At 59.1% G+C, this 15,689-nt stretch carries 12 protein-coding genes; 8 read left to right on the top strand and 4 right to left on the bottom strand.

Features of this window, described 5'->3' with window-relative positions; genetic code table 11:
* Nucleotides 1–21: 21 nt before the first annotated feature.
* Nucleotides 22–5,634: a DUF3320 domain-containing protein gene (locus DW352_RS02810; RefSeq protein ID WP_170153513.1), complete on the bottom strand. Its 5,613-nt coding sequence runs from the start codon at nucleotides 5,632–5,634 to the stop codon at nucleotides 22–24.
* Between the two features lie 185 nt (nucleotides 5,635–5,819).
* Between DW352_RS02810 and DW352_RS02805 the strand changes: the two genes are divergently transcribed.
* A complete protein-coding gene (locus DW352_RS02805; protein ID WP_115688336.1) occupies nucleotides 5,820–8,477 on the top strand; it encodes a PD-(D/E)XK nuclease family protein in 2,658 nt (885 codons plus the stop codon).
* Complete coding sequence (locus DW352_RS02800; RefSeq protein WP_115688334.1) at nucleotides 8,478–11,651, top strand: UvrD-helicase domain-containing protein; 3,174 nt, start codon at nucleotides 8,478–8,480, stop codon at nucleotides 11,649–11,651. It abuts the gene before it with no gap.
* Between the two features lie 53 nt (nucleotides 11,652–11,704).
* Here the strand turns inward: DW352_RS02800 and DW352_RS02795 are convergent, their stop codons facing one another.
* Together DW352_RS02795 and DW352_RS02790 are read right to left on the bottom strand one after the other, a co-directional pair.
* Nucleotides 11,705–12,202, bottom strand: coding sequence for a hypothetical protein (locus DW352_RS02795; protein WP_115688332.1), 498 nt, complete (start codon nucleotides 12,200–12,202; stop codon nucleotides 11,705–11,707).
* A gap of 26 nt (nucleotides 12,203–12,228) precedes the next feature.
* A complete protein-coding gene (locus tag DW352_RS02790) occupies nucleotides 12,229–12,885 on the bottom strand; it encodes an SOS response-associated peptidase (protein ID WP_162826747.1) in 657 nt (218 codons plus the stop codon).
* A gap of 91 nt (nucleotides 12,886–12,976) precedes the next feature.
* Here DW352_RS02790 and DW352_RS02785 point away from each other — a divergent pair, with 91 nt between their 5' ends.
* The 3 genes from DW352_RS02785 to DW352_RS02775 all read left to right on the top strand — a co-directional run bounded on the left by DW352_RS02785 (nucleotide 12,977) and on the right by DW352_RS02775 (nucleotide 14,072).
* Nucleotides 12,977–13,195 carry a hypothetical protein gene (locus DW352_RS02785; protein WP_162826746.1) on the top strand — a complete coding sequence of 73 codons (219 nt, stop codon included), beginning with the start codon at nucleotides 12,977–12,979 and terminating at the stop codon, nucleotides 13,193–13,195.
* Between the two features lie 309 nt (nucleotides 13,196–13,504).
* On the top strand, nucleotides 13,505–13,690 hold the full coding sequence (locus DW352_RS02780; protein ID WP_162826745.1) for a hypothetical protein: 186 nt from the start codon (nucleotides 13,505–13,507) through the stop codon (nucleotides 13,688–13,690).
* A gap of 103 nt (nucleotides 13,691–13,793) precedes the next feature.
* Nucleotides 13,794–14,072, top strand: coding sequence for a helix-turn-helix transcriptional regulator (locus tag DW352_RS02775; protein WP_115688324.1), 279 nt, complete (start codon nucleotides 13,794–13,796; stop codon nucleotides 14,070–14,072).
* Here the strand turns inward: DW352_RS02775 and DW352_RS02770 are convergent.
* Nucleotides 14,041–14,586 carry a recombinase family protein gene (locus DW352_RS02770; RefSeq protein ID WP_115688322.1) on the bottom strand — a complete coding sequence of 182 codons (546 nt, stop codon included), beginning with the start codon at nucleotides 14,584–14,586 and terminating at the stop codon, nucleotides 14,041–14,043. The two genes, DW352_RS02775 and DW352_RS02770, sit on opposite strands and share 32 nt — an antisense overlap.
* Before the next feature lie 269 nt (nucleotides 14,587–14,855).
* On the opposite strand from DW352_RS02770, the gene DW352_RS02765 reads away from it, so the two are divergent.
* Genes DW352_RS02765 through DW352_RS02760 form a run of 3 tightly spaced genes read left to right on the top strand, consistent with a single transcriptional unit; the run spans nucleotide 14,856 to nucleotide 15,672 of the window.
* Entirely contained in the window at nucleotides 14,856–15,146 is a 291-nt protein-coding gene (locus tag DW352_RS02765) for a hypothetical protein (RefSeq protein ID WP_115688320.1), read from the top strand.
* Complete coding sequence (locus DW352_RS26630; protein WP_162826744.1) at nucleotides 15,143–15,289, top strand: hypothetical protein; 147 nt, start codon at nucleotides 15,143–15,145, stop codon at nucleotides 15,287–15,289. The genes DW352_RS02765 and DW352_RS26630 overlap by 4 nt, the downstream gene beginning before the upstream one ends.
* 20 nt (nucleotides 15,290–15,309) lie before the next feature.
* Nucleotides 15,310–15,672, top strand: a complete 363-nt coding sequence (locus tag DW352_RS02760; protein ID WP_115688318.1) for a hypothetical protein — start codon at nucleotides 15,310–15,312, stop codon at nucleotides 15,670–15,672.
* The last annotated feature ends 17 nt before the right edge of the window (nucleotides 15,673–15,689 follow it).

Genomic DNA, 15,689 nt, shown 5'->3' with positions numbered 1-15,689 from the left:
GCACGGTGCTCTTGCGCACTATTACGCTCGCGCATCCAGGAGCGGCTCCAAGCTACTGGGCATCCGGTCTTCAGCAGCTAAAAGCAGCCCATCCTGAGACTTCAACGTTTGGGCGGTTATCAAGTCCGAAACGGCGGCAGAGATGAGCGACTTTAACTGCGCGCTGGTGGCCTTGAACCCAAGCATTCGGGCAACTCCTAAGACAATCTCCTCTTCGGTAGCACCGAGATTCGAGGTGACGATCTCGATCACGCCTTGCGCAAGCTCCTCCTGAGCGATCATCTCTGGTCTGCGCAACCCGGGCGACATAACTTGGCTTCGGTCGCGGAGCGTGATCGCCGCCCCGGGTTTGAAGCAGAACTCACCACGCCGAGCCACCGAGCCGCGACTCTCAGCTACGAGCAATCCTCGCTCTACCGCCTCTTGTATCCTTCCACCGGCGCGCTGGAGGCCCCAGGCATCTCGGATTCGTGACACGATCTCATCGAGATGGATCGGGCTTTCGACCGCGACAACCTTTTCGACCAGCCCCGCCATCAGGCCAGTTGGTGTTTCGTGAAGGTCAAAGGCGCCGGGTCGTTCCAATTCGGCCTCAACATAAGCCCTTTGCTGCTCATCGTCCTCAGTTTCGGTCAGACCAATTTCGGTCACGTCACCACGATCGACGGTAACGACCTCGACAGTCACAGCACGCTCTCTGGTGCTCCCCAGCTCAAGTCGAGCATCGAGTTCTTTTCGGGCCGCCTCGATCGCCGCAATAGCGCGCTCCAACTGCTCGCGCGGGCGCTGGAACCAGTCGGTACTCCACACACGGTGGATGATCCAGCCGTGGTCCTCTAGGACCGCCTGCCGCAGACGATCACGATCCCTCGCGGACCGCGACGAATGATATCCGGCGCCATCGCACTCGATGCCAAGTATGTAGCGGCCCGGCCTGTCCGGATCAGCAATGGCAAGATCAATGAAGAAGCCTGCAATTCCGACCTGTGCGTGAACTTGGTAGCCCCTCTCGATCAGCGCATTGGCCACCTGCTCCTCGAAGACCGAATCCATCTCGCGCACGCTACGCTGCGCCAGCGACAGCCGTCCGGTCCGCGCATAGTGCAAGAACAGCTTGAACGCGAACACGCCCTTGCCCTTGCCACGCTCAAGGTCGATGTCTTCGTCAGTGATGGACGCGAAGACCTCGCAGCGACGCTTGGCGCGGCTGATAAGCACGTTGAGACGCCGTTCCCCGCCCTCGGCGCCAAGGGGGCCGAAGCGCATGGCCATATACCCCTGGGCGTTTTTCGCGTAGCCCACCGAGATCATGATTACATCGCGCTCGTCACCCTGCACGTTCTCTAGATTCTTGACAAAGAACGGCTCGTTGGGGTGGGCATGGAAAAATTCTTCGCTGTCAGGATTAAGCCGACGGAGAGCCTCAAGCTCGTCTTGGATCGCGCGGCGCTGGCTGACCGAGAAGGTCGCGACGCCAAGCGATTCGTGCGGAGCTGTCTTCGCATGGCGAATGATGGCTTCTGCGACGGCGCGAGCCTCGATGGGATTTGTGCCGGTGCCCCCGGAATCGAAGACGCCATCTGGTATATGGCGGAAGACCAAGCCCATTCCGGCCTCTTGCGTATATGGGCTGGGAACGATGAAGAGGCGGTTCTCATAGAACTGGCTGTTCGAGACCGCGATCAAGGATTGATGGCGGCTTCGGTAATGCCAACGGAGCATCCGTTGTGGCAGGCCGCGCGCCGCAAATAGCCCAAGTATGCTCTCGATGTCGGCAACTTGCGCTCCGTCGTCCGCATCGTCTTCGGACTGAGAACCGGTCATCTTGGCGAAGAAGGTAGTGGGCGGGAGCTGCCTTTCATCACCGACCACGACCACCTGCTTAGCTCGGGCAATGGCCCCGAGTGCATCGACGGGCTGAATTTGTGAGGCCTCATCCATGACCAGTAGGTCGAACGACATCCGGCCTGGCGAAAGGAATTGCGCCACCGACAACGGACTCATCATGAACACAGGCTTAAGTGCCTGAATGGCCAGGCCGGCCTTCTGCATTAATTGCCGTATCGGCATGTGGCCACGCTTGCGTGCCATTTCCGAGCGCAGCAAGCCGACGGGACCGGCTCCTCCGTTTTTGAGAGGAATCTTCCGATGATGGGCGGTGACGACCTCGACGGCCGCCGCCTTGATCCGTTGCCCATCTAATTCCGCAAAATCGCGGACTGCTCTTGAGTGCAGTTCTCCATCGAACCGCGCAAACTCCGGTTCAGTCTTAGCCATGACCTTCAAGATGCACTCGTAATACGCGATATCGAATGTCGGCAGAGCCGTTTCGGCCGCCATCTTGCCTTCTGCAAGGCAGTCCACCAGGTCAGTCATGCCAGCCTTGCGCGCGGCGGCCGCCCGCTCGCGGTAAACGACCCATTTGGAAAGCTGTTCTTGGTGAGAGAGCCAGGAGTCGAACCGAGCGATTAATTCAGCGATCTCCACCTTCGGAAAGTCCGCCATACCGAATAGTGAAGTGGCATCGGCATCGAGCTCCTTCGCCAGATCCTCCAGTTCGCCAAGGACCCGCTGCGTAGCCTCTTGCGCCACACGCGCCGAAGCAGCGATCTCCGCTCTTTCGGGCAGCCGTGCGGCGAGGTGCCGAAGGTCGCCATTCTGGCGGACCCATGTTTCACCTTGAGCCAAGACGGTCCAGTCAGACCCGCGCCCGGCCCACAGGGAGCCAAATACAGCTTCTCCAAGAGGCTGGCCGGTGTCGATGGCGCGGGCAAGTTCTTGCAAACGTCCCAAACGTCGAACAAGGGACAAGCGTTCATTGACTGTGCTGGGAGGCGACGTGAAGACCTGCTTGGAAAGCCCGTCCGCCGTGAACAGCGCCTTTGCCTTGGCCTCCATCATGTCCAGGGGCGCGCGCGCGGCCGATGCCGCGTTGCCCAGATCGCGTGACGCTACATGCCCGAGGTCGTTCCAGAAGGCATCGATAATAGGTCCGCCGATTTCAATGATTTTGCGAACACGCGCGGCGCGCGCTCCTGCCTCGGAACGGTCCGCCAAACGCCCAGCGATAAGCCGAGGCTCTGCGCCCAGCCCCCGCAGCGTTCGCATCCACTCGACCAACGCCAAAAGCGGCGCAGAACGAGACCGTTCACCGCGCCAGTCGGCACCGAAGGCCGCTCGGCCAAACGCATCGCCGTCGCGGACTCTTGCCGCAGCCGACTGTCCCTTAATCAAAATGTCGAGTAGCCGGACCTGGTCTGCTGTGGAAGCTTTGGTATCAACCAGCACGGAGCGCATAAGCGCCCTGGCGCGCCGGTAGTCACCATTGAATGCTCTTAAGAGGCCGGTATGAGTCGCGAGAGCCTGTCGCGCCGCAGTGACATTCGTCGTCCATGCGGATTCGGTGACGGCCCCTTCGAGTTGCGTGCGCGAGGACTCAAATACGGCGACACTCTCGGCCAGATCTCCGGCCTGCTCAACTCCGGAATCCCATACGGTTGCAGCAAAAGCGTCCGGGCTCGCCTCGGGAGCGGCAGCCACACGCTCGCCGGTCACCACCAGCTTGAGGAGTCCTGTGAGCGTGTCAGGTAGCGCCGCCGCTCCCAATTCCTGACATAAGCGTTCAGCTTCGACCTTTAACCGCGGCAGGACGACGGTAAGCTGCGCAGCGCGCACGAAGCCGTCCTGCGGAAACTCTGCGGGCAACTTTGCAAGCTCGGCTTCGAGATCATCGATTGCTGTATCGACGGCATTCGGCAACAGATCGCCGGAAATCTCGCCAAGTAGACCCGCGAAGTCCGCACCGGCTGAGAGCAGGGAGGATATATCGGTTGGCCGCTCATCCCAGGCTGGCGAAGTAAGTGCTTCGGCCGGGTACGGCGGCGCGGCCGCGAGGCGCTCGGCGCGAGCAAGCACATGACCGGTGCTTTCGAAAGCCAGTGGAGCTTCCGCTTCAGTCTTTGCAGCGATCGCTGTCCACTGCCCCTGCAGTGCCTTCACTTCCGCAGCTAGTGCGCCAATGCGAGCAACCAATCTTTCCAAAGCTGTAGGAAGAATGATTTCGAGATTTACGCCTCTCCACGGATGATGAATGGGAAGCCCGATCTCCTCGATCCGCCGGGAAATCTCCTCTAGCAGGCCACGTCGCATCGCAACGCCGTCAGGCGTCCAATTCTCTGCACCTTCGAGCTGGACCTCGACCGGCCGCTGTCCGCGTTGCCTAAGGCGCGTGAGCTGCCCTAACACTTGATAGGGTGTAAGGCCGCATGGCTGATGCAACGCATGCATGCGTACCGCGTGGGCATTGAGCTTATCGCGGGCCTCAAGAAGGCGATCGGTCAGCCCTGATGAAAATTGGCCTCGCGGCGAGCCGAGCTCCCAGGTGCGGCGCAGCTCTTCCAACATCATCCGCTTGTTGGCCTTGTTGCTATGAAGTTCAAGGCAAATGTCTCCCACACCCGCTTGATCAAGGCGGCGCTTGACCACTTCCAACGCGGCCATCTTCTCGGCTACGAACAGAACGGACTTTCCGTCCGCAACTGCCGAGGCGATAACGTTGGCAATCGTTTGCGACTTCCCGGTCCCCGGAGGGCCCTGAATCACGAGGTCGCGGCCCTTGCGGACATCGTGGATGGCGAGCGTCTGCGAACTGTCGCTGTCGACGATATGCAGCATATCGGCCGGAGCGATGTGGGGATCAATGGGGATGTCATCGGACATTAACGGCTCCTTCACGTCGAAGCCGTCTGAAAGAAGAGCCCGTATCTTCTGTTGATCGATAATCTTCGCGCCTTCCGGCCAGTTGTCCGGATCGAGATCACGGTACATCAGGAATTTCGCGAACGAGAAGAATGCCAACACAATGTCGTCGCGCAGAACCTCCCATCCCTGCTCGGCCGAGACGGCAGCCGCGACGTCATCCAGATAAGCTGCAGGGTCGAAATCTTCGCCGCCGTCGAAGGCGGGCAAACTAATCTTGCGGACGCGGTCGAGATAGGCCTCCAAAGACAAGTTCGCTGTACGATCATCCGGCCGCGCCCTCAGCCGGAATTTCTGTTCCGCCGTGCCCCGTTCGAGCCGTACCGGCACGAGAATGAGCGGCGCATGACGGATGTTCTCCTTATTGTTCGGGTCTATCCATTTCAACATTCCGAGGGCGAGGAAAAGGATATTGACGCCCTGTTCCTCTTCGAGCGTTCTGGCGTCGTAATAGAGATCGAGGAGCCGCCGCTGGAGACCGGTCGGCGTCATTCGCGTCTGTAGATTTGTATCGGTGTGCCTTCGTGAAAATCCTCTCTCGTCGGCTTCATCGTCCTCGGGCTGCGGAAGAGCGATCGGCGAATAGTCGATGTCGTCATCCGCAGAAGTGTCGTTTTCACCCGATTTCGACTTGTCGGGCTTGCCAGGTAGGAAAGTGAACGCCTTTCCTTCGTTCACGAGGAGCCGGTAGACTTCGGTGGTCCGCTCGCCCACCACATCAATTGTTTTCGCGCTCTTCGAAAAACGCGGCACATTGAGCAGCCGGTTACGAGCGGACAGGTCCAGGAGTTCGGTCCTCGCGCGCTCGAGCTTTTCCTTTAAAGGCAGATCGCTCTGGAAGATGGATTTTTCGACGTCTGTCACAGCTCCCCCCATTCCGAGAGCAAATAGAGCTTATGCAACTCTTGCCTGCAACACCTGGGAATAAATCTGTGAAAGCCAACTCACGCACGCTTTATTTCCTATCTGCTCTGCCCTAGAGCACCGAAGAGCGCGGTTGTTTCAATGAGGAGCGACAACCTGAACGAGGCGCGTTATGCTTTGGTTCATGGGGGGCGCAAATGCCGCAACAACTTAATCTGGTGTTTGGCTGGTGGGCCGACGGGATCACGTGGCCGGAAATGCCGGGCACGGCCGATGCATACTTGGGTGAGACCGTCGTCGGCCCGGCAGGACTGCTGGACGTGCTGGAAACAGCGCTTGGGACCGGCGCTCCTCCACAATCACACGCATGCCGCATCGCCGAGTGGCAAGCGAAAATGCGCGCCGCAGATGACGGAGCGCGTGTCTGGTCGCAATCTTACAAGATCGATCCATGGGGCACTGCACGCCTGGTGTTAGGCTGGCGGGACGAGCTTGTGGAGGCTGGATGGACGCCAGACGTCGTTGGGTCTCCACGGCTCAAGGATATCGCTGCAATTGAAAACGCGGCACCTATGCTCTCTCCGGGAGTCAGCGACCGCCTCCAAGCACTGATAGACGCTATCAAAGGGCGCTCGATCCCGCTTCACGCTATCCGGCTGATAGACGCACGCAATACTCTGCCAACCGGCTGGCGCCTCCTGCTCGACACTTTGGAAGCACGTGGTGTTCGTATCGAGGCCGTACCCCAAATTGCGGATAATGCTTCGGGCGATCTCAAAGTTCTGCGGACGCCCGGCAAGACGAACGCTTTGTCGGGAGACGGCTCTGTCTTCGTATTGTTTGCCAACACTGAAATTGTCGCAGCGGAGTGTCTCGCGTCATGGCTGGCCGCCGCGCAAGATAACCAGGAAACAATTGTTGTTGCAGGGCGCCCGACGGGTTTGCTGGATTCATTTCTCGCCGACCGAGGACTCCCGCGCATAGGCGACAGCGACCGTTCGCCGTTTCGGGGCGCCATTCAGGTGCTTTCTCTTGCATTCGCGACCTCATGGCTGCCATTCGATCCAAGACCCCTAATCGATCTTCTGCTGTTGCCGCGTCCGCCGTTTCCGCGCCGTATCGCGAGAGAATTCGCTCGCACGCTTAGTGAAAGGCCGGGACAGGGTCATTCGGGCTGGAACGAGGCCTGGAAATTCGCCGCACATTGGCTCGAAGATCACAGGGATGCGGATGACAACGATGACGCTGCCTCTCGGCTTCAAGAATGGCGTGATTGGATCGAACCGACGCTGTTCCCCGCAGAACCGGGCATGCCCTCAGATGCCGCTGCGCGGATATGCGCGCGCGTTCAGCAGTGGGCGTACAAACTTGATCGAGGGAATGCCGACCCGGTCCTCACCAAGGTTGCACAGTTGTCGGGAGAACTGGCGCAAGCGATCTCGGCGATCGGGCTAGCTGAGCTGCCTCGCCACCTGCTTGAGCGAATGATCGATCAGGTGGTGATGGAGGGCATGGAGAATCCCATCGCAGCAGCCGAGGCGTCAGAGTGGACAGCGGTCGCACACCCAGGAGCAGTGTGGGGTCCTGCGCGTAGACTGATCTGGTGGGGCTTTGAGCAGCCTGAAGCCCTGCCAAAAGCCGGACCCTGGGACGAAGCAGAACGGGCCATACTCAAGTCTGCTGGTTGCCCCATCGATGATATTGATGTGGCTCTCGAAAGGCATAGCATCTCGTGGAGGCGCGCTATCCAGGCGCCGCAGCAAGAGCTGATATTGGTTAGGACGCGAGGAAGTGACAACGGAGTGCACCCCGTCTGGCATGAACTAAGCGCTAAATTCGATAACGCATCGGTGAATGTTATCGGCTCGGCTGAAGACATCCTGGAAGGTCGAAACCCACGTGTTGCGTTTCGCCTCCTTGCGAGGACCGCTGTCGCCATAGAGGCATTGCCGCCGAAGCGACGGTGCTGGCATATGCCAAATGGGGTCATCAAACCTGAGGCGACATCACCGAGCGCCATTGAAGACCTGCTGTCATGCCCATTGCGATGGACACTTTCGCGACTTTTAAGGATTCGACGAGGCGCTTTGCAGGGTCTCCCCCGCGAAGAACAACTATTAGGCAATCTAGCTCATGAGATCGCGCGGGCCGTATTTGTGACCGGAGATGCGCCAGAGCGGGATGATGCCAGACGACTAGCAGAGCAGCTCTTTGGCAAGCTGGTATCTGAAATTGCGGCCCCTCTCGCGTTGCCTGGCTATGCCGCGCTTTACGAAGAAGCCCGGCAGCAGATCCCCCATGCCATTGGTGAACTTGCAGGCCAACTGCGGCAAAGCGGGCTGACCATTGAAGGATGCGAGATCGAGCTTGCCAAAGAGTTGCCCGACGGCACATTGATGAATGGGCGAATTGATCTCCTTGCTCGCGACAGTCAAAAGCGCCCGGTGATCTTTGACCTGAAATGGGCACGAAGAGAAAAGCTTTATCGCCAGAAGCTCGAATCCGGTGAGGCCGTGCAGCTTGCCGCGTATAGCTATTTAACGACAGATGTTCCGAGCGGCGCGCCAGCTGGATACTTCCTCATCCGGCAGTCCGCCCTTCTCGGCTCGAGCGATAGCCCTTTCGCCCCCCAGGTGCGAGTGCAAGGCCCGGACATGGCGGCCACGTGGCAGAATGTCACTGCGGCCTGGCAATCCCGAATGGAGGCCATCTCGGCCGGGAGAGCCGTAGCTTTAGGTGTGCCCCTCGGTGAAGGCGAACAAGACGTCGACCAAGCGCCTTCGCTGTCGCTCCAGCCGCCATGCCACTATTGCGAATATCACGGACTTTGCGGCGGTTCGCGCGAGGAGGCATGAATGAGCAACAATAATCTCTCCGCCGTCGATGTGGTGCTCGCGTCTGCTGGCACCGGGAAGACAACCAGGCTGGTTAAGTTGATCAAAGAGGCTCTGCAGGACGGCCTTCAGCCGCATCAAGTATTGGCGACAACATTCACAAACGCAGCGGCGGAAGAGCTTCGAGAACGAACGCGATCGCAGTTAATTGCTTCTCTTATGCTCTCGGAGGCGACTGGCCTACTCGGCGCGCGAATGGGAACCGTCCACAGTGTGTGTGGCGGCCTTATCAGCGAGTTCTCCCTGGAAGCAGGAAGATCGCCCAACGCTGAAGTTCTCGCGGAAGAGACCGCTCTCAGGGTCTTTTCGATAGCGGCTGACGCGGTGATTGCTCGGCTCGCACCAGCTGTCAATCCAATCGCGAGGCGAGCGGGATTGCTTGATAGCTGGTCCGCACAGGCTAGAAGGATTGCCGAGCTTGCAAGGCAGAACGGTATTGATGCCACCCAACTGGCAGACTGCGCTGACCGGTCGTGGGCCGGGTTATCTGGCCTTCTTGAGCAACAGGTCGCCGGCGAAACATCTGAACTATTGGATCAGGCCCTCCAGTCAAGCATAGACAACGTGCTCAAACAACTTCCCGGACCTGGCGATGAGACCGCTAAGACAGCGCAGGGGATGGATGTCCTGCGCGAAGCGGCGTTAAGGCTGGCGCGGGGATACGATCTGAGCTGGCAGGACTGGGTCCGGTTATCCAAGCTGGATGTTGGCGCCAGAAGCAAGCAGATCGTCCAGCCGGTAATTATAGCGGCAAGAGCACATGGACGTCATCCGAGGTTACATGCCGACCTGGAAGCGCTGCTTCGTGGGATATTCCGATGCGCTTCGGATGCGCTAGTCAGTTACCAACAGGTCAAGAAGAGTCAAGGATGGCTCGACTTTACCGACCAAGAGCAGGAGGCGCTGACCCTTCTTCGAAGGCCGGACGTAGTACGCGTCCTAAAAGAGCGAATTGGACGCGTTTATATTGATGAATTCCAGGATACGAGTCCCATTCAGCTCGCAATATTCACCGAACTCGCCAGAATCGCCCAAAGATCAACCTGGGTCGGTGATCCTAAACAGGCGATTTACGGATTTCGAGGTACCGATCCGGAATTGATGGTCATTGCATCCCAGGATGTTCTCAAAGCTGGCGGCGGTGAGTTAACTGTCCTCGACAAATCCTTCCGCTCACGCCCTTCGCTCGTTGATTTCATCAACGAGGTTTTCGTGAGGGCAGCAGGGATTCTCGGGCTTCCCCCGGAAGAGATAAAAATTGCAAACAAGGATCGGGTAGAACCTGCTAACGCACCGCCCTCGTTGGCGGTATGGCGCGTGCCGGGGAACAAGGATGAAGGCTGGCTCGGATTGGCAGCGGCTCTCAAGCGCGTACTTGATGCCCCGGATGATTGGCCTGTTGTGCCCAAGGGCGAACAGGATGCCCGCGCGATCCGTCCTGCGGACATAGCGATATTGTGTGGCACGAATGCGAATGCGCGCAAGATCGCGGATGCGTTGGCGAGCCAAGGGATAAAGGCATCCGTAGGACGCTCCGATCTCCTCGGTACCTTGGAGTGCCGTCTTCTGATCGCGGCAATGCGTTGGACGGCGGACGCTAACGATCGGCTCGCCCTAGTTGAAATGGCTCATCTCCTGGATACCAGCGGACAACAACCCGCGTGGTTTGCCGAAGGGCTTAATGGGGAGCAGGCCTCACTTGAGGCACTCGTGCCGTTTTCAAGTCATCTACGGGCACTGAGGGACAACATTCTGCACTTAACCCCTCGCGAGATTGTAGATGCAATCTTAGGTGACGCCGGAGTTGCTTCGGCCGTCTACCGCTGGGGCCACCCGCTTAGCAGAACCGAAAATCTCGAAGCCGTGAGGGCTCTCGCGGTCAATTACGAAGACACCTGTCGTCAAAGGCGTAGTCCTGCGACTTTGACCGGTTTGCTTGTCTGGCTTGACGAACAAGCAGAATCCGACAGGCCGCCTGAACAACCGGCAAGCAATGATGTCGATGCGATACAAATTCTGACCTATCACCGGGCAAAAGGACTGGAATGGCCGATGGTAGTGTTGGCGGACCTCGACCGACAGTCAGTACCTGATGTCTTTGAACCGGCGGTTTCGACCAGTGGTCAGGCTATGGACTGGACCGACCCACTCGCCGGCCGCTGGGTTCGGTACTGGCCCTGGCCATACGGAGCAAATCAATTTCGCCAGAAGACAAAGGATACCGGGCTGGACACCCGTGCTCAGCGGGCGCCGGAGTGGAAAGATTTGAACCGCAGGACGTTTCGCGAGAGCGCTCGGCTGCTTTATGTCGGCATGACCCGAGCGCGCGACTATATGGTATTCGCCCTTACAGGCAAGCGCCCCACCAACTGGCTCAATATGCTTGCGGATGATGAAGGCGTGCCGTTCATTGGCATGCCTGGGTCCACAGATAGCGACATTCTCGTCGGCACGGACAAGCGATACTCTGCACGGGTAGAGGAGATTGCTCCACCGGCCGAACTACATGCAATTCAGCCGCCCGATGCATACGGGCCTGAAGCGGCGGCTCGTGCAACACATCCTCCGTTCCGCATTTTGCCGAGCAAGATTGTTCACGCCGAGTCCAATGCGACGACGTACAGGAAGATCGACGTCGGTGGCCGCTTGGCGCTAAGCGGCAATGTCGACATGGGCTCTCTCGGGGCAGCGATCCATCAGTTTCTCGCTGCTGATGTTGGACCAACAGATGCTGCTGACAAACGAAGTCAAATGGCCGGGGAGGTTCTAGCCCGCTGGGGGATCACGGCTCTAGGAGCAGATGAACTAATCTTGGCGAGCAACCGCCTACATGATCACATCACGAAACAGTGGCCAGGCGCGGACATCCTTCGCGAGGTTCCCGTAATGGGCCGACAGGGCTTGCAACGGGTTTCGGGTCGCATCGATTTCTTGGTGAACAGTGACGACGGCATAGCGATTATCGACCATAAATCTTTTCCTGGCACAGAAAAGGATTGGCCTGCGCGCGTTCAAAACTATAGCAGTCAGCTGGCCGCTTACGCGGATTTGACCAGGAGAGCAACGGGCAAATCAATACTAGGGCTGTATGTCTACCTACCTATCGCGGGTACCATTCTCGATTTGAGAGATTAGGCCTAGGCGTCTTCCACTGTTCCATCTTCAGGGACTCACCCACAATTTCTCTTCTACTCCTTTGTAGCCGCTTCGAGCAGATCCCATCTGTCCTTGTACGGATCGAGCCAGCCCAGAGAGAATTCCGGAAGGAAGTTTTCATGATCGTAGGACTCGCATAACCGGCGCATGTCGTTTTCTTTGTGGGCCTGACCGTTTTTTCCCGGTTGCGCCAGCCAATGTGCGTGGGAACGTTTAAGAACATCCGCAACCACGTCGCTTGGCATTATCCAACAGCCGGGAGGCTGTGTCTCGAACCCGACAAAGCAATAATAAATGTTTGGCGAGATAATCCTCTCGTGTTTGACGCTCATATGCCAGCCCTTGTCAGAGCCTGGCTTCAAACGGGTCTTCACCTGTACTGCGCAAAGCTTGTCACCAATTTCGTCGGTTACAATGATGTCAGCGTTAGGCACTCCTGTTGGAGCCAATGCCGCGATCAAACCCCGCCTGAGCAGTTGGCACATCACGTAATGCTCGCCAGCGGCTCCCGTAGTACTTGTGTTCGCCATCCCCCCTCCTACTAGCTTATGCCGACCTAAGTTTTGACCGGGTCAATTAAAGTACCGTCCTCATCCAGCGCCCGGAAACTGTTGACCCGTGGTGACACCCGCACCTTCCGCAAGACGTTGTCATTCGCGGGCAGCAAAGCCTCTTTGCCGCTCTCGCCATGCAGCCACGGCCCGAACTGCTCCGGCTGCAACAGCACCGGCATGCGGTCGTGGATCTCAGCCGCCAGCTTGTTCGGCTCCGTAATCAGCATGGCGCAGCTTTTAAGCGCTTTCCCGGTTTCCTTGTCGGTCCACTCGTCCCAAATTCCCGCGATGCTTAAAATCGGCTCTTGGGTTGGCGTGAAGTACCACGGCAGCTTCTGCTTCCCGGCGGTCTGCCACTCGTAATAGCCCGACGCCGGGATGATGCAGCGGTTCTTCTTGAACGCCGACCTGAACATCGGCTTGGTGTCGACGGTCTCGGCGCGCGCGTTGAATGTCGCCAGCTTCATGTCGTTGAGCGGCTTCGACCACCACGCGGGAATGAGCCCCCACCGCATCGGCACGAGCTGACGGTTGCCGTTCACTTCCACCACGGTATCGACCGTGGTGGTCGGGCAGATGTTATAGCGGGGCTGCAGGTTGGAAATCATGTAGGGATCGGTCAGCCGGTAAAGCCGGACCAACTCTTCCCACGTGTACATCCGGGTAAATCTGCCGCACATGCTCCCGCCGATGTTACTTCCGGCGCGGCCACAACCGGCATACACTCATACCGTGCATCCGGGGGCGGGCATGGCGCGCGAAACGGTCGAGTACGTGCGGGAGCATCTCATCGAGCTTGAGCGCATGGTGCGGGACGACGGCCACCACCCGCTGGCCGCGCTCATCAACCTGGCCGTCATGGAAACCGAGGAAATCCTGAAATTCCAGCGGGCGCCCGAGCTTGTAACCGCCCTGCTCAGGCACAATCCAGCCGCCGTCCTACCGTTTCCCCCCGGCAAAAAGCCGTAGCGGCCTCGGTGGAAAATCAGGCCGGTGCCTGGGCGGCATGTCCGGCAAGTAGATACCGCACCCCTTCACCTCCAAGGCCTTATCACTCCGCCAGGGGCAGTCCCGCGTCATGCGCTCGCAGAGCTGATCGAGCGTGGTTTCGCAGCCGTATTTGTCGGCCAGCCTGGCGAGCCGTGACTGTCCCGACCGCCTGCACAGGTCGCAGCGGAACCTGACCAGCACGTAGGGATAGTCGACCAGCCGCATCCGTTGACTCTGAGTTCTTGGTTTGTTCTTATGATCCGGCTTCCGGTTATTCAAGGATTTCCCGTGTCTATCGACGACGACATCCGCCAGGTCCTGGAGATCTGCAAAGGCGACCTGAAAGCTGCCCTCAGGATGGTCCTCGTCGCCAACGCCTACTACGAAGAAGAGATCGCCCGGCTTAAACAAGAAGCGTCGACCGGCTACGGCCGCGGAAAGGTCCGGAAACCGGCCCAAAAACAAGCTGGCTAAGTCGCATCCGTCTCCAAAAAATCCACCCACACGCGGAAAGCGCATGGGGATGGGGAGCCCGGGGCGATTGTAATTGTGTGCGGGTTCGCCAGACTGGCGGCAAATGACCCCCGGCGAACATCTCCGGCTCGAACTCAAGAGACTGGCCCTCAACCAAGGCGAGTTGGCGGCGGCGCTCGGCGTCTCGCGCCAGACCATCAATAACGTCATCAACGGCCGCCAGCCGGTATCCCGCGCGCTGGCCCGCAAGCTTGGGCCGATAACCGGCAAGGCGGGCGATTACTGGCTGCGCGACAGCTACCCGGAGCCGCCCGGCGCCAAAGCCGCGAGCAAGCCGGTGAACGAAGCGCTCAGGCCAGCCGCGAAATCGTCGACCGGCTGACATCGAAGTCCCGCGCAATCACGTCAAGCGGCTCCCCCGCCAACTTGCGTTGTAAAGCCGTCCGTCGCGCATCCAGCGCAAGCTTCGGCTTCCGGCCCATCCTCACCCCGTTTGCAATGGCGCGCGCCCGCCCCTCCGCCGTCCGCCGCAGGATGTCTTCGCGTGTCTTCCGTGCGATGTAACCCACCAACGCGGCCAGGACCTCGCCTAGTTCGTGCGTCGTGTCGGCCCATGGCTCCGCGAGTGAGCGATAGCTCGCGCCTCGCGACGTGATCTCCTGCAGGACGCAAAGCATCTTGTAAGGCCCACCCCGCGTGAGCCTGTCGAGCGCTGTGATGATCACAATGTCACCGGCACGCAATGTCCTGAGCATCCGCGCCAACTCGCGGCGCTCGTCTTTCATGCCGCTCTGTTTTTCGCAAAAGACCTTCGCACATCCCGAAGCGCGCAGTTGCTCAAGCTGAATACTCAGCTCCTGGCCGCCACTGCTCACGCGCGCATACCCAAAGATCACGGCCGCGCTCCGCGCATAATCCTTGAATTATGCAAGTTGCTTTTGCGCTGCCTGAGTATCGGCCAATAAACCATTGAGAGGTAATCGAAGATGCCGATGCCGAATGCGCAATAGGATTCCACGTCGAGATTTAGTAATTTTCCGCGTGATCCGGCAAACGCATTGCCCGGTCAGAAATCAAAATTTTTGCCTAGGGTCCGCTTCGTCCAACGGGACAGCCGCGTGATTGGCGGTTTTCCCGCGTTCAACGATTCCGGCCCTTACATCCTATGTTCGATACCGATGTCCTTCGTGAGGAGCATGAGCGCTGTTATGCGCAACGCACCCGTAACACGGTCGTCACCGCCCTCGCCTGCGTAACCATTGGCGCTCTACTCACTTATCTCACGGCGCTCGCGCTGCCGTTGATGGGCCTGCTGGTTGGTCTCGCCACCCTGGGCCTCACCCTCATCATTTCAATGATTGTTTATGCGCTCAGCGAGCCACCTGGCGAAACCTTCGAGGAGTTTGCCGAGATCATGTACGGCCATGAGGCCCGCACCTTCGATATGCACCGATGACCAGCCGCACGGTCTTCCTCTCGATACCCGATCTCCTGTTCTTCGCCGTCTGGTGCGTCGGAACCCTTCTCGGCGCGCTCGCGCTTCTCGCCGCATGGCACTGGCTGTTTGAGCGCCACCGCCGTCGCCTTCCCAACCGCTAAGTCCTCCAACGGAGTCCCACATGAGGAAGTTGATCGTCATCGGTGCTCTCGCATTCGCATACCCGGCCGCCGCGCAAAACCAGCTTCAACTGGATGCCCAGCACGCCCAATACGCCATCAGCCACTATGGCGAACTTCTCTACTTCCAGAAGAACTGCCCCGAACTGAACGTGAGGACCGACGCCATGCGAACCTCGCTGATCAACGGCGGTGTACGCGTGGACCGGAGCCTGGAGGCGCAGAACGCGGTGAACATCGCGTTCAACACCCTCGCGTTGAGCTACCAATCCCATGGCGCCGACAAGGCCCGGATTTGCCAGGACGCCCTCAAGTTCTACGGCGACAACGGCACCATCCTGCGCGGCTGGGTACAGCGGAGATAGAACTCAGCCGCTGCCCC

This window comes from Pseudolabrys taiwanensis, from assembly GCF_003367395.1.
GTDB classification, from domain to species: Bacteria; Pseudomonadota; Alphaproteobacteria; order Rhizobiales; family Xanthobacteraceae; genus Pseudolabrys; species Pseudolabrys taiwanensis.
Note: the sequence above shows the minus strand (reverse complement) of the source record. Positions and strands in the feature narration are given on the sequence as shown.